Source organism: Azorhizobium doebereinerae UFLA1-100 (genome assembly GCF_000473085.1).
Classification (GTDB): Bacteria; Pseudomonadota; Alphaproteobacteria; order Rhizobiales; family Xanthobacteraceae; genus Azorhizobium; species Azorhizobium doebereinerae.
Genome location: NZ_AXBA01000012.1, coordinates 135,227 through 157,526 on the forward strand (window position 1 = coordinate 135,227; position 22,300 = coordinate 157,526).

Consider the following 22,300-nt stretch of genomic DNA (forward strand, 5'->3'; position numbering starts at 1 on the left):
TGTCCTATTCCCCGGCCTCCGGGGCTCCCGGCGGCCGGTCGTATGCGGGGAGCCTTGCCGGCCGGACGCTTGGCCCCGGCCGCTTCACCCCCCTCCCTGCCCTCCCCCGCAGGGGGGAGGGTTCCCCGCTCTTACGCGGAGAGGTCGCTCACAACACACCCCGCACGCCACGCACCGCGCGTCACACGCAGCGCACAGCGCACAGCGCACAGCGCACCACACGCCGTCCCCCGCGCGCCCTCTCCCCCAGACGCGACGCGCCCCCTCCCCCCTTGCGGGGGAGGGCTGGGGAGGGGGGTGACGCCTGCTCCGCCGGAGCGCCTGCCGGAGCGCAGCCTCGCTGGCACACACAGCCATCAAGCCCACAGACACCGCGCCCGCCTTGCGCCGCGCCACCAAAATGGGCACGCATCACTTGCGGGCAACCGGGGATGCGCCCGAACGCCGCTCTATCTTGTTGCGATTCCGGCTATCATTGTACGCGCCCCTCACACAAGACGCGATGCCGCAGCCCTGATGCCCGATACGACCACCGCCTCCATGCCCCGCCTCGCCATCGGCACGCGGGGCAGCCCGCTCGCCTTGTGGCAGGCCCATGCCGTGCGCGACGCCTTGGCGGCGGCCCACCGCCGGCCGGTGGACAGCATCACCATCGAGGTGATCCGCACCTCGGGCGACACCATCCAGGACCGCGCCCTGTCGGAGGCCGGCGGCAAGGGGCTGTTCACCAAGGAGATCGAGGAGGCGCTGCTCGACAAGCGCATCGACCTCGCGGTGCATTCGGCCAAGGACATGGCCACCCAATTGCCGGACGGGCTCTATCTCTCCGGCTTCCTGCCCCGCGCCGACGTGCGCGACGCGCTGATCCTGCGCGCGGGCACGCGCCTGGAGGACCTGCCCGCCGGCGCGCGCATCGGCACCGCCTCGCTGCGCCGCGAGGCCCAGCTGCGCCGGCTGCGGCCGGACCTCGACGTGTCGCTGCTGCGCGGCAATGTCCACACCCGCCTCGCCAAGGTGCAAGGCGGCACGTTCGACGGCACGCTGCTGGCGCTCGCCGGCCTCACGCGCCTCGGCCTCGCCCACGAGGCCAGCAGCATTCTCGACACCACCCATTTCCTGCCCGCCGTCGGCCAGGGGGCGGTGGCCATCGAGAGCCGCCTCGGGGACGACGTCACCACGGCGGCCATCGCCGCCATCGCCTGCCGCGACACCGGCATCGCGCTCGCCGCCGAGCGCGCCTTCCTCGGCGCGCTGGACGGCTCCTGCCGCACCCCCATCGCCGGCCTCGCCACCGTGGAAGGCGATCAGGTGCATCTGCGCGGCCTGATCCTCTCCCCCGACGGCACCGACGCGGCCGAGATCGACGAGCGCGCCCCCCTCGCCGAGGCCGCCCGGCTCGGCGCCGAGGCCGGCGCGCGCCTGCGCACCACCGCGCCCGCCCGCGCCCTCGGGCTCTGAGCCATGCGCCTGCTGGTGACGCGGCCGGAACCGGGCGGCGGGCAGACCGCCCGGCGCCTCGCCGCGCTCGGCCACCAGGTGCTCCAGGACGCGATGCTGCGCATCGCCGATACCGGCGCGGCGCTGCCCGAGGGGCCGTTCGACGCGCTCGCCTTCACCAGCGTCAACGGCGTGCGGGCGCTGGCCCGCCACCCGGCGCGCGCCGGGCTGGCCGGGGTTCCGGCCTTCGCCGTGGGCAGCCGCACCGCCGCCGCCGCGCGGGAGGCGGGCTTCGCGCCCGTCACCGACTGCGCGGGCGAGGTGTCCGCCCTCGGCGCGGCGCTGGCCGCCCTGCCGGCCGGCAGCCGGGTGCTGCACGCCGCCGGCGCCGAGCGGGCGGGCGACCTTTCCGGCGCGCTCCGCCCGCACGGCATCGGCGTGGTGCTCGCCGTGCTCTACCGCAGCCTGCCGGCGGAGGGCCTCGCCCCCGCCACCGTCGCCGCCCTGCGCGACGGCGCGCTGGACGGGGCGCTGCATTATTCGCCGCGCACGGTGGACGCGCTGCTGCACGGCGTTGCTGCCGCAGATGTGAGCGGACCCTTCCGTGCCCTCCGGCACTTCTGCCTGTCGCAGGCGGTGGCGGCGCCGCTCGTCGCGTTCGGCGCCCGAGCGGAGGTCGCGCCCGCGCCCGATGAGGACGCGCTCATGACTTTGCTGTAAGGCTGGAGAGCCGGATCGATCCGGAGGGACACCGCCCGCGTCCCCCCGCCCGGTCCCGCCCCTGCGCCGGTTGCCGGAGGGGCGGGCGCTGCGCTAATCCGGAACCGTTACGGTCCGACAGTCACGGCCGGAGGGGCGGCGAGGCCCATCCAACGGCCGCCCGAATCATAACGCAGGCATGGGCCCGAGGCGGCGCATGCCGCGACAGGATGTTGGCGAGGAGGCCCATGGCGAGCGACGATCCCACCTCCGACACGATCCGCGCGGCGCGCGGCGGGCAGCCCGCGCCGGATACCGCGCCGCCGGCCGCGGACGGCGAGGCCCCTGCCCCCGTGGACACGGCCCCCACGGAGACGCCCCCCGTGGACACGGCGCCGGCGGACGCCGCCCTGCCCGACGCCGCCGCGGCCGCGCGCGCCGACACGGTGGTGGAGCCCGACGCCTATGAGGCGCCCGACGTGGCCGAGCCCCTGGTGCTGGCGCAGCGGCCCTCCCCCTTCGTGCCGCTGATCGCCGGCGCGGTGGCGGGCGGCCTGGTCGCCGTCGCCGCCGCCTGGACCTTCACCCAATATGTCCCGCCGCCGGGGCAGAGCAGCGCCGCCGGGCAGGTGGCCGCGCTCGCCGCCGACATCTCCCGCGACCGCGCGGTGGACGCCCAGCGCTTCGACAAGCTGGAAGCCATGCTGCGCCAGCAGGCGGCGCCGGATCTCCAGCCGATCACCGGCGGCCTCGCCCAAGTCCGCGACAGCGTTGCCCAGGTCCGCGACGGCCTCGCCCAGACCCGCGACGGCCTTGCCAAGGCCAATGCGGACATCGCCGCCTTGCGCAGCCAGCTCCAGGCCGGCGTGGACAGCGTCAAGGCCCAGGCCGGCGACGTCGGCCGCAAGGTGGACGAGACGCAGAAGCGCATCGAAGAGCTCAGCGCCTCCGCGCTCGCCCTCGACCGCGCGGCGGCGGCGGTGGCGGTGCTCGCCGTCCTGCGCGACGCCGTGCTGTCCGGCCGGCCGTTCGCCATGGAGCTGGACGCGGCGCGCGCCATCCTCGGCCCCAGCGCCGGCAGCTTCGACCCGTTCGTGGCGGCGGCCAATTCCGGCTACGCCCCGCCCGCCAAGCTCGCCGCCCGGCTGGCGGAAGACGGCGCCGCCGCGCTTTCCGCCGAGCCCGGCGCGCCGCGCGCGGACGGCCTCGTGAACCGGCTGATGTCCAGCGCCGAGAACCTCGTGCGCGTCACCCCGCCCGGCGGGACCGGCGCCGCCGCCAGTCCCGATGCCGCGGCCGCCCTGCAGAAGGCGGTGGCGGCGGTGCGGGCGGGCGACATGGACGCCGCGCTCGCCGCCCTGGCCACACTGCCGCCCGGCGCGCGCGAGAAGCTCCAGCCGCTCGTCGCCGAGATCGAAGGCCGCCGCGACGCGGCCAACGCCGCCGCCACGCTGTTCCAGCAGGCGCTCGCCGCCATTTCCGGGAAGGTGCCGTGATCCGCCTCGTCCTCCTCATCGTCGTCCTCGCCCTCATCGCCTTCGGCGCCTCCTGGCTGGCCGACCGGCCGGGCGAGATGGTCATCGCCTGGCAAGGCTGGCGCATCGAGACCACGGTGCCCGTGGCGCTCGCGGCGCTCGCCGCCTTCAGCGTCGCGCTGCTGGTGGTCTGGCACCTGCTCTCCCTGCTGGTGCGCGCCCCAAGCCTGATCGCCGCCTTCTCCCGCCGCCGCAAGCGCGAGAAGGGCTGGGCCGCGGTGTCGCGCGGCCTCATCGCCATCGGCGCCGGCGACGTGGACGCCGCCCGCCGCGCCCGCGCCGACGCCCAGCGCCACCTGCCGCACGAGCCGCTGACCCGGCTGCTCGCCGCCCAGGCGGCCCAGTTCGCGGGCGACCAGGACGATGCCCTGCGCACCTTCCGCGCCATGCTGGACGTGCCGGACACCCGGCTCATCGGCCTGCGCGGCCTGCACATCGAGGCGCGCCGCTCCGGCGACATCGCCGCCTCGCGCGTGCTGGCCGAGGAAGCCGCCGGGCAGGCCCCCGCCCTCACCTGGGCGGCGGACGCGGTGATCGAGGCGCGCTGCGCCGAGGGCGACTATGCCGGCGCCCGCGCGGTGCTTGAAAAGCAGATGGCCCATCGCGGCATCGACAAGCTGCAATACCGCCGCCGCCGCGCCGTGCTGCTGGCCGCCGAAGCCCTGGCGCTGGAGGCGTCGGACCCGCCGGTGGCCCGTGAGCGGGCGGTGGAGGCGGTGCGCCTCGCCCCCACCCTGGTGCCGGCCGCCGCCGTGGCCGGGCGCCTGCTCGGCCTCAATGGCGACCTGCGCAAGGCCACCAAGATCGTCGAGACCGCCTATGCCGCCACCCCGCACCCGGAACTGGCGGAGGTCTGCGCCCATCTGCGGCCGGGCGACGCCGCGCTCGACCGGCTGAAGCGCATCCGCGCGCTGGCCGCCCGCGCGCCGGACCATCCGGAGAGCCTCATCGCGCTCGCTCACGCCACCATCGACGCGCACGAGTTCGCCGAGGCCCGCGCCTTGCTCCAGCGGGTGTCCGCCGAGCCGACCCAGCGCATCTGCCTGCTGATGGCCGAGCTGGAGGCCGCCGAGCACGAGGACGTGGGCAAGGCCCGCGAATGGGCCGCCCGGGCGCTGCGCGCCCCGCGCGATCCGGCCTGGATCGCCGACGGCCGGGTCTATGACGACTGGGGCCCGGTGTCCCCGGTCACCGGCAAGCTCGACGCCTTCACCTGGGCGGTGCCGCCCGGCGTCTCCGCCACCCCGGTGCTGGAGCACGAGGCCGAGCGCGTGCGCACCGCCATCGCCGCCATCCGCGAGAAGGAGGAGGCGCGCCGCGAGATCGCCCGCGCCGCCGAGCTGGAGCGCCTCGCCGCCGTGGACGCGGCGGCGCATGCGGAGGCGCTCGCCGCCCGCGCGGCGGCGGAAGCCGCCGCCCCGGCCGATGGTCACGCAACCGTCGCACAAGCAACGGATGTCACCATGAAGGCCGATCCTGTCATCGCCTTGCCACCTCTCCCGGATGACCCGGGTCCGGATGTCGAAGCGGAACCCGCGGACGCCGCCCCGTCCCGAAAACGATTGTTCGGACTATGACCTCCCCGGCTCCGCGCGTCGGCTTCCCGCCGCGCCGTATCGTCTGCCTCACCGAAGAAACCGTGGAGACGCTTTATCTGCTGGGCCAGGAGGACCTGATCGTCGGCGTCTCCGGCTATGCGGTGCGCCCGGCGCGGGTGCGGCTGGAGAAGCCGCGCGTCTCCGGCTTCACCACCGCCGACCTGCCGAAGATCCTGTCGCTGAAGCCGGATTTGGTGCTCGCCTTCTCCGACCTCCAGGCCGGCATCGTCGCCGACCTGATGCGCGCCGGCTGCGCCGTGCATGCCTTCAACCAGCGCGACATCGCCGGCATCCTCACCATGATCCGCACCGTCGCCGCTTTGGTGGGCGTGCCGGAGAAGGGCAACGACCTGGCCGAGGTGCTGGCCGGGCGCCTGATCACCACCGGGGAACGCGCCCGTCGCCTGCCGCACCGGCCGCGGGTCTATTTCGAGGAATGGGACGCGCCGATGATCTGCGGCATCGGCTGGGTGTCGGAACTGGTCACCCTGGCCGGTGGCGAGGACGTGTTCGCGCACAAGGCGCTGGGCAGCACCGCCACCGACCGCACCGTCACCCCCGAGGAGGTGATCGCGGCGGCCCCCGACCTGGTGATCGGCTCCTGGTGCGGCAAGCGCTTCAACCCCGCCGCCTTCGCCGCCCGCCCGGGCTTCTCCGCCCTTCCCGCCGTCCGGACGGGGGCGCTCACCGAGGTGCGCTCGCCGCTGATCCTCCAGCCCGGCCCCGCCGCCCTGACCGACGGGCTCGACGCCCTGGAACGGCTGATCCACGGCTGGGCCGAGGCCCGCAGCCACGCCGAGGCCGCCGCCAGCTAGAGCGCGATCCGATCAGAATGAGCCAATCTGATCGGGGAATCGCCCTCTAACACTTTGATAGAGAACGTTTTACCGCTCGAATGGCGATGCCATTTGAGCGGAACGTGCTCTAGGACAAGGCCCCCCGCGCCCGGCGCCGGGCGCGGCCGCGCATCCCGCCCGGCGGCGCCGCCGGGACGTGCTCCAGCCTTGTGGCGCCACGAACCGGGTGCTATGGCGCCAGCCATGACCGCGACCGCTCAGAAGAACATCCGCAATTTCTCCATCGTCGCCCATATCGACCATGGCAAGTCCACGCTCGCCGACCGGCTGATCCAGCTCACCGGCGGCCTGAGCGAACGGGAAATGTCCGAGCAGGTGCTCGACAACATGGACATCGAGCGCGAGCGCGGCATCACCATCAAGGCCCAGACCGTGCGCCTCTCCTACAAGGCGCTGGACGGCGAGACCTATACGCTCAACCTCATCGACACCCCCGGCCACGTGGACTTCGCCTATGAGGTGAGCCGCTCGCTGGCCGCCGTGGAAGGCTCGCTGCTGGTGGTGGACGCCTCCCAGGGGGTCGAGGCGCAGACCCTGGCCAATGTCTACCAGGCCATCGACAACAATCACGACATCGTCCCGGTCCTCAACAAGATCGACCTGCCCGCCGCCGAGCCGGAGAAGGTGAAGGCGCAGATCGAGGACGTGATCGGCCTCGACGCCTCCAACGCCATCGGCATCTCGGCCAAGACCGGGCTGAACATCGACCAGGTACTGGAGGCCATCGTCACCCGCCTGCCCGCCCCCATGGGCGACCGCGACGCGCCGCTGAAGGCGCTGCTGGTGGACTCTTGGTACGACACCTATCTCGGCGTGGTGGTGCTGGTGCGCATCATCGACGGCGTGCTGAAGAAGAACATGCGCATCAAGATGATGGGCTCGGGCGCCGTCTATGACGTGGACCGCGTCGGCGTGTTCACGCCCAAGCTGGTGGTGATGGACCATCTCGGCCCCGGCGAGATCGGCTTCCTCACCGGCTCCATCAAGGAAGTGGCGGACACCCGCGTCGGCGACACCATCACCGAGGAGAAGAAGCCCACCGCCGAGGCCCTGCCGGGCTTCAAGCCGGCCCAGCCGGTGGTGTTCTGCGGCCTGTTCCCGGTCGATGCGGCCGATTTCGAGGACCTGCGCGCCGCCATGGGCAAGCTGCGCCTCAACGACGCCAGCTTCTCGTTCGAGATGGAGACCTCGGCGGCGCTCGGCTTCGGCTTCCGCTGCGGGTTCTTAGGGTTGCTGCACCTGGAGATCATCCAGGAGCGGCTGGAGCGCGAGTTCAATCTCGACCTGATCGCCACCGCCCCCTCGGTCATCTACCAGATGGAGATGATCGACGGCTCGACCATCGACATGCACAATCCGGCCGACATGCCGGACGTGGTGAAGATCAAGGAGATCCGCGAGCCGTGGATCCGCGCCACCATCATGACGCCGGACGATTATCTCGGCTCGGTGCTGAAGCTCTGCCAGGACCGTCGCGGCAACCAGATCGAGCTGACCTATGTGGGCGCGCGCGCCATGGTCACCTATGACCTGCCGCTGAACGAGGTGGTGTTCGATTTCTACGACCGGCTGAAGTCCATCTCCAAGGGCTACGCCTCGTTCGACTACAACATCACCGACTATCGCGAGGGCGACCTGGTGAAGATGTCGATCCTGGTGAATGGCGAGCCGGTGGACGCGCTCTCGATGCTGGTGCACCGCACCCGCGCCGAGCATCGCGGCCGGGCCATGTGCGAGAAGCTGAAGGAGCTGATCCCGCAGCATCTGTTCAACATCCCGATCCAGGCGGCGCTGGGCGCCAAGGTGATCGCGCGCGAGACCATCAAGGCCCTGCGCAAGGACGTGACGGCGAAGTGCTACGGCGGCGACGTCTCGCGCAAGCGCAAGCTTCTGGACAAGCAGAAGGAAGGCAAGAAGAAGATGCGCCAGTTCGGCAAGGTGGAGATCCCGCAGGAAGCCTTCATCGCCGCGCTGAAGATGGACGACTGAGGTCCGCGCCTGCCGCTCCGGCGCGGGCACCGCCGCCGCCCCCGAATGCCAAACGGCCCGGTCTCGTCCGGGCCGTTCGCATGTTCAGGCGGCGTGGAGAGGCGCGGCGGGCTGCGCCCCGCTCACCACAGGCCCAGCACCTTCCACCACAGATTGCCCAGCACCGCATAGACCAGCAGCTCGCCGACGCACATCACGAAGCCGACGCGCCACCATTCGCTGAGCGTGACGTAGCCGCTGCCGAAGATGATCGGCGAGGTGCCGGTGGCGTAGTGGGTCAGGGTCATCATGATGCTGGAGCCCGCCGTCATCATCAGCAGGAAGGGCACGTGATAGTCCGGCGGCACCAGTTGCAGGCCCACGGTGAGGAAGGCCAGCATCATGGCGCTGATATGGGCCGTCGTGCTGGCGAAGAAATAGTGCGAGAAGACGAAGCACAGCACCAGCAGCGCCGCCGCCGGCTCCCACCCCATGCCCGAGGCCAGGATGCCGGTCTTCAGGAGGTTGGAGAACCAGGCGATGACGCCGGTCTTGTTCAGCTGCTCCGCCATCATCACCAGGGCGCCGAACCAGATCAGCGTGTCCCAGGCGCTCTTTTCCGACAGCACGTCGTCCCAGTTGATGGTGCCGGTGATGATGAGGATGAACAGGCCGAGGAAGGCGACCGCGGTCGGGTCGAGCTCGAAGGCGCGCCCGAAGATCATCGCCGGCACGTTGGCCCAGAGGATGAGCAGCAAAGCGAAGGTGCCGATCATCACCTTCTCGCCGCCGGCGAGGGGGCCCATGCGCTTGAGCTCGGCGCGCGCGTAATCGACCGCGCCGGGCGTGGACGTCACCTGCGGCGGCGAGAGGATGGCGATGGCCAGCGGCATCAGCAGCAGGCAGGCGAGGCCGGGCAGCAGCATGTACAGCGCCCAGTTGGTCCAGGTGAGGTGGAAGGTCTGGTTGGTGGCCCGCGCCACATAGTCCACCACCAGCGGATTGGGCGCGGTGGCGGTGATGAACATGCCGGACGTGATCGGGTTGGCATGCATGTTCACCAGCGCCAGGTAGGTGCCCATCTTCTTCTCGGTGCCCTTGGCGGGCTCGGAGGCGAAGGCGCTGGCGATCGACTTCATGATGGGATGGACGATGCCGCCGCCGCGGGCCGTGTTGCTCGGCGTGAACGGCGCCAGCACCAGCTCGCAGACCGCGAGCCCGTAGCCGATGCCGATGGTGTTGCGGCCCAGCAGCGAGATGAAGATCAGGCCGATGCGGTTGCCGAGCCCGGTCTTCTTCAGGCCGCGCGAGATCAGGATCGCCACCACGATCAGCCAGATCAGCGGGTTGGACAGGCTGGCCAGGGCATCGGCCATGGCCGCCTTGGAGGAGGTCGCGGTGACCTGCGACAAGGCGACGATGGTCATCGCCATCATGGCCATGACGCCGATGGGCATGACCTTGAGGATGATGGCGACGATGGTGGTGAGGAAGATGGCCACCAGCGCCCAGGACTTGGGCGTCAGGCCGGCGGGAACCGGAAGCAGCAGGAGCACGACGAGCACAACCGTCGTGATGATCGCGGGCTTGATCTGGAATGGGACGACTTGGCGAAAATAATCCAGCATTCCTCTAAGGCGTCTCATCATCACGGCTACCCTGGCATACAGAACACGACACGTCGGCGCACGCACCGGCACAGGGCGTAACCTTCGCATCTTCCGGGGGCCGGGGGCCAGGACCTGGATCAATTTCCCCGGCCGGGATGATCCATTTCGGCGCCCGATCGTGACATGCGGCGCGCGGCGCCGGCCCGGCGCCCCCGCCTGCGGCCCCGCCGACGGCGGAGCGCGACCGGCTTTGCCATCCGGCCCCGCTTGAGGCAGGCTTCTCGCACCCGGCGCAGGCCGGGGCACGAAGGAGGCGTCCATGGCCAAGTTCGAGATCTACAAGGACAAAGCCGGCGAGTTCCGGTTCCGCTTCAAGGCGTCCAACGGCGAGACGCTGTTCGCCTCCGAGGGCTACAAGGCGAAGGCGTCCGCGCTCGCGGCCATCGAATCCATCAAGAAGAACGTGCCCGAGGCCAAGGTGGACGACCAGTCCGCCGGCTGAGCCGCCACGCTAGGCACGCCTGGCACGGCACGGCTTCGCAGGCGTGTCACCCGGCGATGCTACCTCTGGAACGCTTGGTGCCGGACGGCGCCGGGCGTAGCATTGCTGCGCGAACGGCCGGGGGCGGCGGCCGGCGCTCCGGACCGCTCCCGCCCGTGAGTTCGCCATGTCCCACGGCTTCCTCCTACGCGCCCAGCATGCCGAAACCCATCTCGTCTCGCGCATCGGCTGGCTGCGCGCCGCCGTGCTCGGCGCCAATGACGGCATCGTCTCCACCGCCAGCCTGATCGTCGGCGTCGCCGCCGCCTCGGCGGGGCGCAACGAGATCCTGCTCGCCGGCCTCGCCGGCATGGTGGCGGGCGCCATGTCCATGGCGGCGGGCGAATATGTCTCGGTGTCCTCGCAGTCCGACACCGAGCATGCGGAGCTGGCCCGCGAGCGGCGCGAGCTGGCCGCCGATTTCCAGGGCGAGACCGGGGAGCTGGCCAGCATCTACGAGGAGCGCGGCGTCGAGCCGGCGCTGGCCCGCCAGGTGGCGGAGCAGTTGATGCGCAAGGACGCGCTGGTGGCCCATGCCCGCGACGAGCTCGGCATTTCCGAGCTGACCACCGCCCGGCCGATCCAGGCGGCGATCGCCTCGGCGGCCTGCTTCACCATCGGCGCCGTCCTGCCGCTCATCCTGGCCATGCTCGCCCCCGCCACGCTGCGGGTGGGGCTGGTCTCCGGCGGCTCGCTGGTGTTCCTGGCCGCGCTCGGCGTGGTGGCGGCCAAGGCCGGCGGCGCGCCGGTGCTGAAGGCCACCTTGCGCGTCACCGTGTGGGGAGCGCTGGCCATGGCGGCCACCGCCGGCATCGGCGCCCTGTTCGGCGTCGCGGTCTGAGCGGCCCTGCGGCGCAAACGCGACGGGGCGCCCGAAGGCGCCCCGCGAAAGCCGGATGAACGGCGCGGTCAGGCGGCGCGGACGGTGCCGAGGAACTCCGCCATCACCTTGCGCAGGGTCTGCGACTGGGTGGCGAGGGAGGCCGCCGCGTCCTGCACCTGATGGGCGGCGGCGGTGGAATCCGCCGCGGCGCCGTTGATGCCGTCGATATTGACCGACACCTGCTGCGTGCCCTGGGAGGCCCGCGCCACGTTGTGGGCGATCTCGCGGGTGGCCACGCCCTGCTGGTCCACCGCGCTGGCGATGGAGGCGGCGATGCGGTTGATCTGCTCGATCACGTCGGTGATGGAGACGATGGCCTGCGAGGAGGCGCGGGTCGAACCCTGGATCTCCTCGATCTGGGTGGCGATCTCGGAGGTGGCCCGCGAGGTCTGGTCGGCCAGTTCCTTCACTTCCGAGGCGACCACCGCGAAGCCCTTGCCGGCGTCGCCGGCGCGGGCGGCCTCGATGGTGGCGTTCAGCGCCAGAAGGTTGGTCTGGCCGGCGATGTTGCGGATCAGGTCCACCACCTTGCCGATGCGCTCGGCGGCGCTGGACAGTTCCTGCACCTGGGAGGCGGTGGTGCCGGCATCCATGGCGGCGGCGGCGGCGATGCGGGCGGATTCATCCACCTGACGTTTGATCTCGGTGATGGAGGAGGCCAGTTCCTCCGCCGCCGAGGCCACCGTCTGCACGTTGGAGGAGGCTTCCTCCGAGGCGTTGGCGGCGGTGTGGCTCTCGTCCGCCACCTTGCGGGTGGCGTGGGACATGGTGCCGGCCGCGCCCTGGAGCTGGTCGGAGGCGACGCCCACCCCTTCCACCACCTGGCCCATGGCCCGCTCGAAGCCGTCGGCGAGGTTCATCATGGTGGCGCGGCGCTCGGCCTCGTGGCGCAGGCGGTCGGCCTCCGCCTCCTCGGCCTTGCGGCGGGCCTCCTGCTCGACGCCGATGCGGATCTGGTCCACGGCGCGGGAGATGTCGCCGATCTCGTCCTTGCGGTTGGCGCCGGCGATCTCGGCCACCTGCTCGCCCTGGGCGAGGCGGCGCAGGGCGGCGGTGAGGCGGGTGATGGGGCTGGAGATGCCGTTGGCCACCAGCGCCATGGCCACCAGGGCCAGCACCGTGACGCCGACCGCCGCCACCATCTGCCAGAAGGTATCGGTGCGGCCGCGGGCGGCGAGCGCCTCGCCGAGCGCGTTGGCATCCGCCATCACCAGAGCGCGCGGCACGGTGATGATGACCGACCAGGCGGCGCCGGTGCGGCCGAGCGGCACGGGGGCGAACACCTTCAGCGTGTCCTTCGCCGTGTCCACTTTCACCGTGGCCTCGCCGTTGCGCAGGATGGCCATGTCGTCCTCGGCCTGCGGCTCGACCGCCTTGAACGGGCCGCCGATGGCCTTGGGATCGGCGCTGGAGGCGACCACGAGGCCGGTGTTGGTGACGATGGTGACCGTGCCCTGGCCCTTGTAGATGGAGGCATCCACCTTCTCGGCCAGGCTCTGGACGAAGGACAGGTCGAAGTCCGCGCCGGCGACGCCGGCGAACTTGCCGTCCACCTTGATCGGAACCGACATGGTGGCGAGGAACACCGACTTGCCCTGCACGATATAAGCGAGCGGGGCGAGGATGCTCTCCTTGCCGTTGGTCTGCGGGCCGATGAACCAGCCGCCCTTCATCACGCCGTTGGCGTGCAGTTCGCGGCTGTCATATTCCACCAGGGGCTGGAGCGCGATCTTGCCGGCGGCGTCGCGGGTCCAGTAGGGCAGCGCGCGGCCGGTGGCGTCCGAGCCCATCTCCTTGCGGCCGTTGTACAGCATGTCGGAGCCGTCGAGCGCATCGGGCATCCAGGCGCTGTAGGTGCCGTTGAAGCGCGGATTGTCCTTCAGCACGTTGAGCAGGAAGGCATTGAGCTGGGCGCGGCGGCCGTCGAGCGGGGTGCCGGCGCCGTCGTGCCCGGCGATGATCTCCAGGCCCGAGGCCATGGTGCGGGCGGCGTCGAAGGCCGAGTCGATCTCGGTGCGCACCACCGCGGCCTGCACCGAGGCGAGGCGCTGGAGCGAATCCTGGCTGGTCTTGTCGAGCAGATCGCTGACGCTCTCGGTCACGAAGCGCGAGGTCTGGGACGACGCATAGACCCCATAGCCGAGCAGGGCGCCGGCGACGGCAACCACGCAGAGGGCCGAAAGGGCGATGATCCTGATCTTGATGGAGTGAATATTCACGACCGCTACCTTTATACCGTCTACAACCTTTGGTACAGCGTTATGCGACATGGCTTGCGCGACGCTGACTAGATTTACGGTATTATTATCCGTCTCCCGAACGATCTTCGACGAACGGATGATGCGATGGTGCGGTTTTCCGGCCGCACCCCGGCGTATCGCTCCACCGCCGGAGGCGGCGCCAAGCCTCAACCTGAGCGCGCAAATACCACCGGCGGCGGCCGGAATGCATCCAAAACAGCAGGATGATTCGGACGGGCGGGCCGGCCGCGAAGGGGTCGCCGTGCCGGCAGCCGGGCCGCGGCATCGCGCCTCGCCCTTCGCCTCTTCGCCTCTTCGCCCCTTGCGCTCTTGCGCCCGGCGGCCCGGTGACGGCGCGCCCGGGACGCGGCGCGGGACAGGCCCTGGGCATGAAAAAGCCACCTCCCGGCGAGGGAAGGTGGCGGGCCCGGACGACGCCGGGGCGGGGCCGCGGACATGCCCCCGCGGGGGCCGTCCGCAGCTCAGGTCAGGCCGGGAGCGGCCTCAGCCGGCTTCTTCCTCGAACAGCCAGAGCGTGCCGGCCGGCTGGTGCTGCCCCTCGCCGTCGTTGAGGCCGAGGAAGGCGGGCACGCGCCGCTTCTGCGCCTCGGTGAGCGAGGCCACGAACGGGCGCGCCGCATCCACGAAGCGCTTCAGCTCCTTGCCGCGGGTCTCCTCGGCGACGGCGATCTGGTCGAGCACGTCGAGGAAGCTCGTGGGCGCGGCCGCCGTCTCCAGCTGCTTGCGGCGGGCGACGGCATTCTTGTTGATGTCGCGGATCGCGGTTTCGAGCGCCGGCCAGAGCTTTTCCTGCTCGGGGGTCAGCTCGATCACCGCCTTCAGGGCGGCGAGGCGGGCGTTGAGCACGGCCCGCGCATCCGCCTCGGAATAGAGGCCGGAGGTGGGAGTGCCCTGGGCCGGCGCGGCGGGCGCCGGGGCGGCAGCGGGAGCCGGAGCCGGAGCGGCGGTCTGCGCCATGGCGCCGGCACCCGCCATCAGCGTCGTGCCGAGCACGGTGGCGGCGAGAAGGCGCGAAACACTGCGTGTCATGATGGGTGTCCTTGTTCGAGAGGGCTGGCCCTCGCTGGAGGGCTGGCCGCGCGCCAGGGGGCGGCGCGGCCGGGGCGGCGCGCGGCGATCGCGTGCGAGGGCACGGGACGGCGCGGCGGGAAGGCATAACGGGAAGGCATCCTCGGCCGGAGGGGCGGCGGAACCCCGCCTCACCCCCGGCCCGTCAGGTCACTGCCAGCCGCCGCCCGGCAGCCGGCCGTGGTAGGGCGTGTCGCGGCAATGGCCCCAGGGGCCGTGCCAATAGCCGGGAGGGCAGCCATTGCCCACCGGGCCGGGCACCACCACCACGCCGGGCGCGGGCCGATAGCCGCCGCCGGGCAACGGCCCGTAATAGGGCGTGTCGCGGCAGCCGCCCCACGGGCCGCGCCAGCGGCCCCAGCCGCAGCCCTCGGCCACCGGGATCACCGGCGCGGTGAGGCCGGTGCCGGACTGCAACGGGAAAGAAAAGGCCGGAGACGCGGCGGAGGCCGCCAGCGTAACAGCGGCAACAGAAGCCAGGATAATCTTCTTCATGACGAAAAACTCGCCTTTGCACAAACGCGGCGGACACCGCGTATGGACGGGGAAGATACGCCCGCCCCGTGCAGGGTCAACGGAGAGCCGGGAATATGGACGAGAATTAATATCGACACGGATACAATGTATTATTTGAAACGCATCCATCTATTCTGGAACGCATCCAAGAAATTACCGCCGGCCGGCCCTGAACTCATGCGGAACCTATGCCTCGCCTCCCGCATGCGGGAGATGATGCCCAGAAACGAAACCGCCGCGCCTGGCGGGTGCCGGCGCGGCGGTAATGGCGGGAAATGATCCGGGGATCAGCGCACGATGACGTTCTTGAACTGCCAGGGATCTTCCGCATCCACCTCCTCGGGGAAGAAGGGCACGCGGCTGGTCAGCGGGGTCCAGTCGGTATAGGTGCCGATCACCGGCCCGAGATAGGGCGTCTGCACCTCAAGGCAGCGGCGGAAGTCCAGCTCGTCCGCCTCGACGATGCCGGCTTCGGGATTCTCCAGCGCCCACACCATGCCCGCGAGCACGGCGGAGGACACCTGGAGGCCGGTGGCGTTCTGATAGGGCGCGAGCTGGCGCGCCTCCTCGATGGACAGCTGCGAGCCGTACCAATAGGCGTTCTTGGCGTGGCCGTAGACCAGCACGCCCAGTTCGTCGATGCCGTCGACGATCTCGTGCTCGTCCAGGATCGTCCAGTCGCTCTGCATCTTGCCACCGGAGCCGAACATCTCGTGCAGCGACAGCACCGCATCGTCCGCCGGGTGGTAGGCATAGTGGCAGGTGGGGCGGTAGAGCACGGTGTCGCCGTCGCGCACCGTCAGGTAGTCGGCGATGGAGATCGCCTCGTTATGGGTGACGAGGAAGCCGAACTGCGGCCCCGGCGTCGGCGTCCAGGAGCGCACGCGGGTATCGGCGCCCGGCCGCATCAGATAGATCGCCGCGCCGCAGCCGGCCGCGTGGGTGCGCCCGTCCGGCGGCAGTTCTTTCTCATGGGTGCCCCAGCCCAGCTCGGCGGGCTGGAGGCCTTCCGAGACGAAGCCTTCCACCGACCAGGTGTTGACGAACACGTCGCGCGGCTTGGGGTTGCGGGCGCGCTGGGTGTCGCGCTCGGCGATGTGGATGCCCTTGACGCCCAGGGCGCGGGCGAACTGCGCCCATTCCGCGCGGCTGGTCGGCTCGGGCCGGTCGAGGCCGGTATCGGCGGCGATGTTGAGCAGCGCCTGCTTCACGAACCACGACACCATGCCGGGGTTGGCGCCGCAGGTGGAGACGGCGGTGGGGCCGCCGGGATTGCGGCGGCGGGCCGCCAGCAGGCTCTCGCGCAGCGCATAATTGGTGCGCGCCTCGGGGCCCATGGAGGGATCGAAATAGAAGCCCTTCCAGGGCTCCACCACGGTGTCCACATAGAGCGCGCCGATCTCCCGGCACAGTTCCATCACCGCCACCGAGGACACGTCCACCGAGAGGTTGACGCAGAAGCCGCGGCCGCCGCCATTGGTGAGCAGCGGGGTGAGCAATTCGCGGTAGTTCTCGGCCGTGACCTCGCTCTGGACGAAGCGGATGCCGCGGGCATCGAGCAGCTTGCGGTCGTCGGCCACCGGATCGATCACCACCATGCGGTCGAGATCGAACGAGAAATGGCGCTCGATCAGCGGCAGGGTACCGCGCCCGATCGAGCCGAAGCCGATCATGACGATGGGACCATCAATGGTGGCGTGAACCGGCCAAGCGCTCATTCCGGGAGCTCCTCCGAGGAGTGGACAGTCGGCGGATGTGCCGACGCGCGTCCATCAATCAAGGCTCGGCCCGTGCGTCAACCGCCGATTGACGCAGCCAAGCCATGCCGCTCCCTTTCCCAGGGCGAGAAGACGGTATGATGACGGCACGCCAACGGAGCCCTCCCCGGCCAGCGGGAGAGGGCGCCGGACGCGCCTGCGAACGCGCTTCTGAAAAGCCGCTCAGTCGCTGGCGAGGATGTGGTTGCGCACGATGGGATAGACCTGGCCCGCCCATTTGCGGCCGCTGAACACGCCGTAATGGCCGACGCCCGCCTGCATGTGGTGGCGCTTGCGGTGCGGCTTCAGGCCGGTGCAGATGTCGTGCGCCGCCACCGTCTGGCCGAGCGAGCAGATGTCGTCGCGCTCGCCCTCCACGGTGAGCAGCGAGGTGCGGCGGATCGCCTTGAAGTCGATCGGGTTGCCCTTGTAGGTCAGTTCGCCCTTGGGCAGGCGATATTCCTGGAACACGTACTGCACGGTCTCCAGGTAGAATTCCGCCGCCAGGTCGAGCACGGCGAAATATTCGTCATAGAACACCTTGGTGGTGTGCGCCTTCTCCTCGTCGCCGGCCACCAGGCTGTCGTAAAGCTCGAAGTGCGCCTTCATGTGGCGCCCGAGATTCATGCTGACGAAGGCGGAGAGCTGGATGAAGCCGGGATAGACCCGCCGCCCCGAGCCCTCGAACCCCATGGGCACGGTGGAGATGAGGTTCTTCTCGAACCAGGAGATCGGCTTGGAGGTGGCGAGGTCGTTGACCTTGGTGGGATTGACCCGGCAGTCGATCGGCCCGGCCATCAGCGTCATGCTGCGCGGATAGGCCGGATTGCCCTCCTGCGCCATCACCGCCGCGGCCACCAGCGCCTGCACGCAGGGCTGGCACACCGCCACCAGATGCCCGCCCGGCCCCATGAATTCCAGGAACTTGACGATGTGCTCCACATAGCCGTCGAAATCGAACGCGCCGTGCTCCAGGCTCACGTCGCGGGCATTGTGCCAGTCGGTGATGAAGACGTCGTGGTCCGGCAGCAGCGTGCGCACCGTGCCGATGAGCAGGGTGGCGAAATGGCCGGAGAGCGGCGCCACCACCAGCACCCGCGGCTGCGGCACCTCCACGTCCTTCTTGAAGTGCAGCAGGGTGCCGAACGGCAGCTTGTAGGCCGCCTCCTCCACCACCGGCACCTCGCGATTGCCCACCTGCGTGCTGGTGAGGCCGAACGCCGGTCGCCCGTGGCTGAGGCCCACGCGCTCCACCATCTCGTAGGCGGCCGCCAGATGCCGCGTCGCGGCATTCTGGAACGGGGCGGCGAACGGGCTGCTGAGGAAACGCCGCGCCATGTGGGCACCGAGTTTCAGCGGCTCCATGAGATCGGCCTGGGCCTGATAGGCAAGGTACATTATTACGCCTTTCGCCCGGGCATCATGCGGGCGAATTCGCCGCAGGACCAGTACGCCTTCATGCGACCTTGCCTCCGTCCGCCCCGCACGGCCTTTCCCGCACCCCGGCGCGGCAGGCCGTAACATATTGGCTCAGGCCGGTTTTAGACCTTGTTCCTCAGCCGCGTTAGGTTGTACCTCTTAAGCGGGATTTTGGCGAGGCCTGTGGTGCAATGCAACACGCTTCGTTAGTCTGCCGGCGCCAGCCATCGGGAACGCGCTTATGTCGAAGGCCACGCTGACCATTTCGAGCAAGAATTACTCCTCCTGGTCGCTGCGCGGCTGGCTGATCTGCAAATTGGCCGGACTGGATTTCGAGGAAGAGCGGGTGCCGGTGGACGATCCCGGCGCGCGGGCCGAACTGCTGCTGCTGTCGCCGTCCTTCCTGGTGCCCCGCCTGGTGCATGAGGGCGTGACCGTGTGGGACACGCTGGCCATCGCCTCCTATCTCAACGAGGTGTTCCCGGCGGCCGGCCTGCTGCCCGCCGACCGCGCGGCGCGCGCCCACTGCCTCTCCGTCTCCGGCGAGATGCATTCGGGCTTCGCCAACATGCGCTCGGCGCTGCCCATGAACATCAAGGCGCACTATCCCGCCTTCAAGGTGTGGGCCGGCGCGCAGGCGGACATCGAGCGCATCGTCGCCATCTGGCGCGGCTGCTTCGCCGCCCATGGCGGCCCCTATCTGATGGGCGCCGCGCCCACCCTGGCGGACCTGATGTACGCCCCGGTCTGCTCGCGCTTCACCACCTATGACGTGAAGCTGGACGCCGCCTGCAACGCCTATCGCGAGCGCATGATGGCCTACGGCCCCATGCAGGAGTGGATCTCCGGCGCCCGCGCCGAGCCCGAGGAACTGGAAGAGCTCGACGCCGAGTTCTGAAGGCCCGCCCGGCGCGCGCCGGGACGCGTTCACCCCTTCGCCGCGAGCCGGTCCGAAGGGGGCGGGCCGGCGCCCTCCGCGCCCAATGCGCCGAGCGCCTGCCGCGCGAATTCCGGCAGCGCCTCGCGGTCGCGCACGGCGACCACCAGCCGGCGGCGCGCCCATGCCTCCGGCAAGGCGAACACTTCCACCTGCGTGCGCCCGGCCACCCGCAGCGCATCGGCCGTCGGCAGCACGGAGACGCCGACGCCCGCCTGCACCATCTCGCCCACCGCCTCGATGCGGTTGACCCGCACCCGGTATTTCAGCTGCAGGCCGAGCGCCGCGGCATGGGTCTCGATGAGCTGGTGGATGGCGTTGCCGGGCGTCAGCCCGACGAAGGGCAGCCCGGCGATATCCGCGAACCCCGCCCCCGCTTCGCCCGCCAGCCGGTGCCCCTTCGGCAGCACCGCCATCAGCACGTCCTCGCCATAGGTCCGGGTTTCGAGGCCGGAGGTGTCGCCCACGTCCGACAGCAGGCCGATGTGGATGAGGCCCGCGCGCAAAGCGGGCGCGATCTCGCGGCTCGGCCGCTCCTGCAGATCCACGTCCACGTCGGGATGGCGGGCGAGGAAACGGGCGAGGTCGCCGGACAGGCCCACGGAGAAGGCGGCGGTGTTGCTCCACAATCGCACATGCCCCTTCAGCCCCCGGCCGTAGCGGGACAGCTCGCCGCGCATGCGCTCGGACTGCTGGAGGATGATCCGGGCATGGTGGGCGAGCGCCTCGCCCGCCGGTGTCGCCGCCGCCCCGGCGCGGCTGCGCACCAGCAGCGGCGCGCCGGCCAGCGCCTCCATGCCGCGCACCCGCCCGCTGGCGGAGGGCAGCGCCAGATGGACCCGCGCCGCCCCGGCGGTGATGCTGCCGGTCTCCAATATGGCGAGAAACAGCTTGAGGTCGACCAGATCGAACCGCACGGCTTCATCCTTCGGCTAATCCGAAGGATGAAGCCGGATAATCCACATTGCTGCAAGGTCCGCCGTAGGCCAGCTTGCGGGCATGACCGCACTCACGCTCACCTTCGTCGCCCTGATCCTCATGCTCGCCGGGCTGGTCAAGGGCGTCACCGCCATGGGCCTGCCCACCCTCGGCATGGGCCTGCTCAGCCTGCTGATGCCGCCGGCGGAGGCCGCCGCCATCCTGATCGCGCCCACCCTGCTCACCAATATCGTGCAATTCTCCACCGGGCCGCGGGTCTGGCCGGTGCTGCGCCGCTTCTGGCCCATGGGGCTCGCCACCTTCGCCGGCACGCTGGCGGGCGGGGCCTGGCTCGGCGGGCTCGGCTCCCACCTGGCGCCGGCGGTGCTCGGTGGCACGCTGTTCGCCTACGGCCTGCTCGGCCTCGGCCGGTTCGGCTTCCACACGCCGGCGGCGCGGGAACCCTGGCTGTCGCCGCTCATGGGGCTGGCGTCCGGCCTGCTGACCGGCACCACGGGCGTGACCGTGATGCCCGCCGCGCCCTACCTGCAATCGCTCGGGCTGGAGCGCGAGGATCTGGTGCAGGCCATGGGCCTGTCCTTCTCCATGGGCTCGTTCGGCCTCATCGCCGCGCTGTCCACCCGGGACGCGCCGCTGACGTCCTGGCATGCCCTGCTGGTCACGCTGGCCGCCCTGGTGCCGGCCTTCGCCGGCATGGAGATCGGCCGGCGGGTGCGGCTGGCGATCTCGCAGCAGGCGTTCCGCAACTGCTTCTTCGCCGGCCTCGCCCTACTGGGCGCGAACACGCTGGTCCGCGCCCTGCCGCTGTGACGGGATGGCTTGGAGGCCGGCGGACGGCCCCCCTGCCGCTCACTCCGCCAGGCGATGGACGTCGTGGATGACAATGCCGTCGCATTTGTCCGGCTTCTTCAGCCAGTCGCGGTGGCGCAGCGTCTTCAGCGTGTCCTCGATGCCCGTCTGCCAGTGGTCGCGCATGGAGCCGTGCGAGAATTCATAGTCCTTGAAGTCCCGTTCGTAGGTCTTCTCCTGATAGATCAGGTGGCAGATGTTCACCGGACCGGACTTCTCGTAGTCCTCCAGCGTCTGCAGATCCTCCGGCGTGCGCAGCTGCTCGGGAATGCGCAGCACCGCCTCGGCATGCATGGTGCGCAGCAATTGCACCCGGCGGAACAGGTCGGTGGTGTAGCGCGTGCGGCTGGAATAGCCGATGTCCTTCTGCCGCTCGATCACCCCGAACATGTCGCGGGGCATCTCGCCGCGCGCCGAGAACAGGTCCACCTGGAACACCAAAGCGGAGGGGTGGTCCGGCTGGTCCAGCAGCCATTGCAGCGGCGTGTTGGAGACGACGCCGCCATCCCAGTAATATTCGCCGTCGATGCGCACCGCCGGGAAGGCCGGCGGCAGCGCGCCCGAAGCCATCACGTGCTCGGGGCCGATGCGGTGGGTGGTGTTGTCGAAATAGACGAAGTTGCCGGTGCGCACGTTGGTGGCGCCCACCGAGAACCGCGTGTTGCCGCTGTTGATGATGTCGAAGTCCACCAGCTTCAGCAGGGTCTCGCGCAACGGCGCGGTGTCATAGAGGCTGGTGGCGTTGGTGTGGCCGGTGGGCAGCAGCCAGGGATTGGGGACGCGCGGCTTGAAGAAGCCGGGCTGGCCCATCTGCATGGTGACGAAGGCGCTCATCTGGTTGCGCAGGGCGCGGAACGCGTCGCCCTCCGGCGGCACCGCCCAGATGCGGCGGCCGGACACCGTCTCCCAGAATTCCCGCAGCCGGGGGATGCGGTTCTCCGGCGTGTTGCCCGCCACGATGGCCGAGTTGATGGCGCCGATGGACACGCCGGACACCCAGTTCGGCTCCACATTGGCCTGCGCCAGCGCCTCGTAGACGCCGGCCTGATAGGCGCCCAGCGCGCCGCCGCCCTGGAACACCAGGGCGACCCGGTCATATTCGGAGGCGACATCCTTGATGTCGGCGGGCACTTCGCTCAGCAAGCTGCTCATCATTCCCCCGTCTGCTTCGCCTGCCGGGCTTCGCCGTGGCGGCCGGCGTCATGGTCGCGCGGCCCGGCGGGCCGCGCGATGCTGCCTCGCACGAGCATGGCCCGGTCCCCGGCCGCGTGCAACGCGCCGGAGAACGGGCCGCCCGGCCCTCGTGGATCAACCGAAACGGATGGTACCCATCCGTTTCGAAAAGTTGATCCACCAGATCAAAGAGTTGTGGTTCGGCCTGCTTGCGACAGATGGGTTCCATCTGTCGCGGCCGAACCACTAGGAA

The 22,300-nt window shown here is 70.5% G+C and carries 18 protein-coding genes; 10 read left to right on the forward strand and 8 right to left on the reverse strand.

What is annotated here, in order from left to right:
• Positions 1-516 precede the first annotated feature (516 nt).
• From hemC to lepA, 6 genes are all read left to right on the forward strand, one after another.
• Positions 517-1,458, forward strand: a complete 942-nt coding sequence (gene hemC / locus YU1_RS0110630; RefSeq protein WP_029004046.1) for a hydroxymethylbilane synthase — start codon at positions 517-519, stop codon at positions 1,456-1,458.
• Between the two features lie 3 nt (positions 1,459-1,461).
• Positions 1,462-2,157, forward strand: a complete 696-nt coding sequence (locus tag YU1_RS0110635; RefSeq protein WP_029004047.1) for a uroporphyrinogen-III synthase — start codon at positions 1,462-1,464, stop codon at positions 2,155-2,157.
• Positions 2,158-2,384: 227 nt separating this feature from the next.
• The gene (locus tag YU1_RS0110640) at positions 2,385-3,632 is read left to right on the forward strand and encodes a COG4223 family protein (RefSeq protein ID WP_029004048.1); all 1,248 of its coding nucleotides are present in this window, start codon (positions 2,385-2,387) and stop codon (positions 3,630-3,632) included.
• Positions 3,629-5,248, forward strand: coding sequence for a heme biosynthesis protein HemY (locus YU1_RS0110645; protein ID WP_029004049.1), 1,620 nt, complete (start codon positions 3,629-3,631; stop codon positions 5,246-5,248). The genes YU1_RS0110640 and YU1_RS0110645 overlap by 4 nt, the downstream gene beginning before the upstream one ends.
• Complete coding sequence (locus YU1_RS28995) at positions 5,245-6,084, forward strand: cobalamin-binding protein (RefSeq protein WP_051356730.1); 840 nt, start codon at positions 5,245-5,247, stop codon at positions 6,082-6,084. Before YU1_RS0110645 ends, YU1_RS28995 begins: the two co-directional genes overlap by 4 nt.
• Before the next feature lie 225 nt (positions 6,085-6,309).
• Complete coding sequence (gene lepA / locus YU1_RS0110655) at positions 6,310-8,115, forward strand: translation elongation factor 4 (RefSeq protein ID WP_029004050.1); 1,806 nt, start codon at positions 6,310-6,312, stop codon at positions 8,113-8,115.
• Positions 8,116-8,237: 122 nt separating this feature from the next.
• On the opposite strand, the gene YU1_RS0110660 is transcribed toward lepA, so the two are convergent.
• A complete protein-coding gene (locus tag YU1_RS0110660; RefSeq protein ID WP_029004051.1) occupies positions 8,238-9,743 on the reverse strand; it encodes a DASS family sodium-coupled anion symporter in 1,506 nt (501 codons plus the stop codon).
• A gap of 280 nt (positions 9,744-10,023) precedes the next feature.
• On the opposite strand from YU1_RS0110660, the gene YU1_RS0110665 reads away from it, so the two are divergent.
• Complete coding sequence (locus tag YU1_RS0110665; RefSeq protein ID WP_029004052.1) at positions 10,024-10,206, forward strand: YegP family protein; 183 nt, start codon at positions 10,024-10,026, stop codon at positions 10,204-10,206.
• A 166-nt stretch (positions 10,207-10,372) separates the two neighbouring features.
• Positions 10,373-11,086 carry a VIT1/CCC1 transporter family protein gene (locus YU1_RS0110670; RefSeq protein WP_029004053.1) on the forward strand — a complete coding sequence of 238 codons (714 nt, stop codon included), beginning with the start codon at positions 10,373-10,375 and terminating at the stop codon, positions 11,084-11,086.
• Positions 11,087-11,154: 68 nt separating this feature from the next.
• Here the strand turns inward: YU1_RS0110670 and YU1_RS0110675 are convergent, their stop codons facing one another.
• The 5 genes from YU1_RS0110675 to YU1_RS0110695 form a co-directional block, all read right to left on the reverse strand.
• A complete protein-coding gene (locus tag YU1_RS0110675) occupies positions 11,155-13,347 on the reverse strand; it encodes a methyl-accepting chemotaxis protein (RefSeq protein WP_029004054.1) in 2,193 nt (730 codons plus the stop codon).
• A 525-nt stretch (positions 13,348-13,872) separates the two neighbouring features.
• Complete coding sequence (locus YU1_RS0110680; RefSeq protein ID WP_051356731.1) at positions 13,873-14,418, reverse strand: Spy/CpxP family protein refolding chaperone; 546 nt, start codon at positions 14,416-14,418, stop codon at positions 13,873-13,875.
• A 189-nt stretch (positions 14,419-14,607) separates the two neighbouring features.
• Positions 14,608-14,952 carry a GCG_CRPN prefix-to-repeats domain-containing protein gene (locus YU1_RS29000; RefSeq protein ID WP_029004056.1) on the reverse strand — a complete coding sequence of 115 codons (345 nt, stop codon included), beginning with the start codon at positions 14,950-14,952 and terminating at the stop codon, positions 14,608-14,610.
• Between the two features lie 308 nt (positions 14,953-15,260).
• Complete coding sequence (locus YU1_RS0110690; protein ID WP_029004057.1) at positions 15,261-16,691, reverse strand: homospermidine synthase; 1,431 nt, start codon at positions 16,689-16,691, stop codon at positions 15,261-15,263.
• Positions 16,692-16,913: 222 nt separating this feature from the next.
• A complete protein-coding gene (locus tag YU1_RS0110695; RefSeq protein WP_029004058.1) occupies positions 16,914-18,131 on the reverse strand; it encodes a polyhydroxyalkanoate depolymerase in 1,218 nt (405 codons plus the stop codon).
• Positions 18,132-18,390: 259 nt separating this feature from the next.
• On the opposite strand from YU1_RS0110695, the gene YU1_RS0110700 reads away from it, so the two are divergent.
• Positions 18,391-19,047, forward strand: a complete 657-nt coding sequence (locus YU1_RS0110700; protein WP_029004059.1) for a glutathione S-transferase family protein — start codon at positions 18,391-18,393, stop codon at positions 19,045-19,047.
• A 29-nt stretch (positions 19,048-19,076) separates the two neighbouring features.
• On the opposite strand, the gene YU1_RS0110705 is transcribed toward YU1_RS0110700, so the two are convergent.
• Complete coding sequence (locus tag YU1_RS0110705) at positions 19,077-20,003, reverse strand: LysR family transcriptional regulator (protein ID WP_029004060.1); 927 nt, start codon at positions 20,001-20,003, stop codon at positions 19,077-19,079.
• A gap of 82 nt (positions 20,004-20,085) precedes the next feature.
• Between YU1_RS0110705 and YU1_RS0110710 the strand changes: the two genes are divergently transcribed.
• On the forward strand, positions 20,086-20,835 hold the full coding sequence (locus YU1_RS0110710; RefSeq protein ID WP_029004061.1) for a sulfite exporter TauE/SafE family protein: 750 nt from the start codon (positions 20,086-20,088) through the stop codon (positions 20,833-20,835).
• A gap of 39 nt (positions 20,836-20,874) precedes the next feature.
• Here YU1_RS0110710 and YU1_RS0110715 read toward each other — a convergent pair whose 3' ends face one another.
• Positions 20,875-22,029 carry a DUF3734 domain-containing protein gene (locus YU1_RS0110715; RefSeq protein WP_029004062.1) on the reverse strand — a complete coding sequence of 385 codons (1,155 nt, stop codon included), beginning with the start codon at positions 22,027-22,029 and terminating at the stop codon, positions 20,875-20,877.
• Between the last annotated feature and the right edge of the window lie 271 nt (positions 22,030-22,300).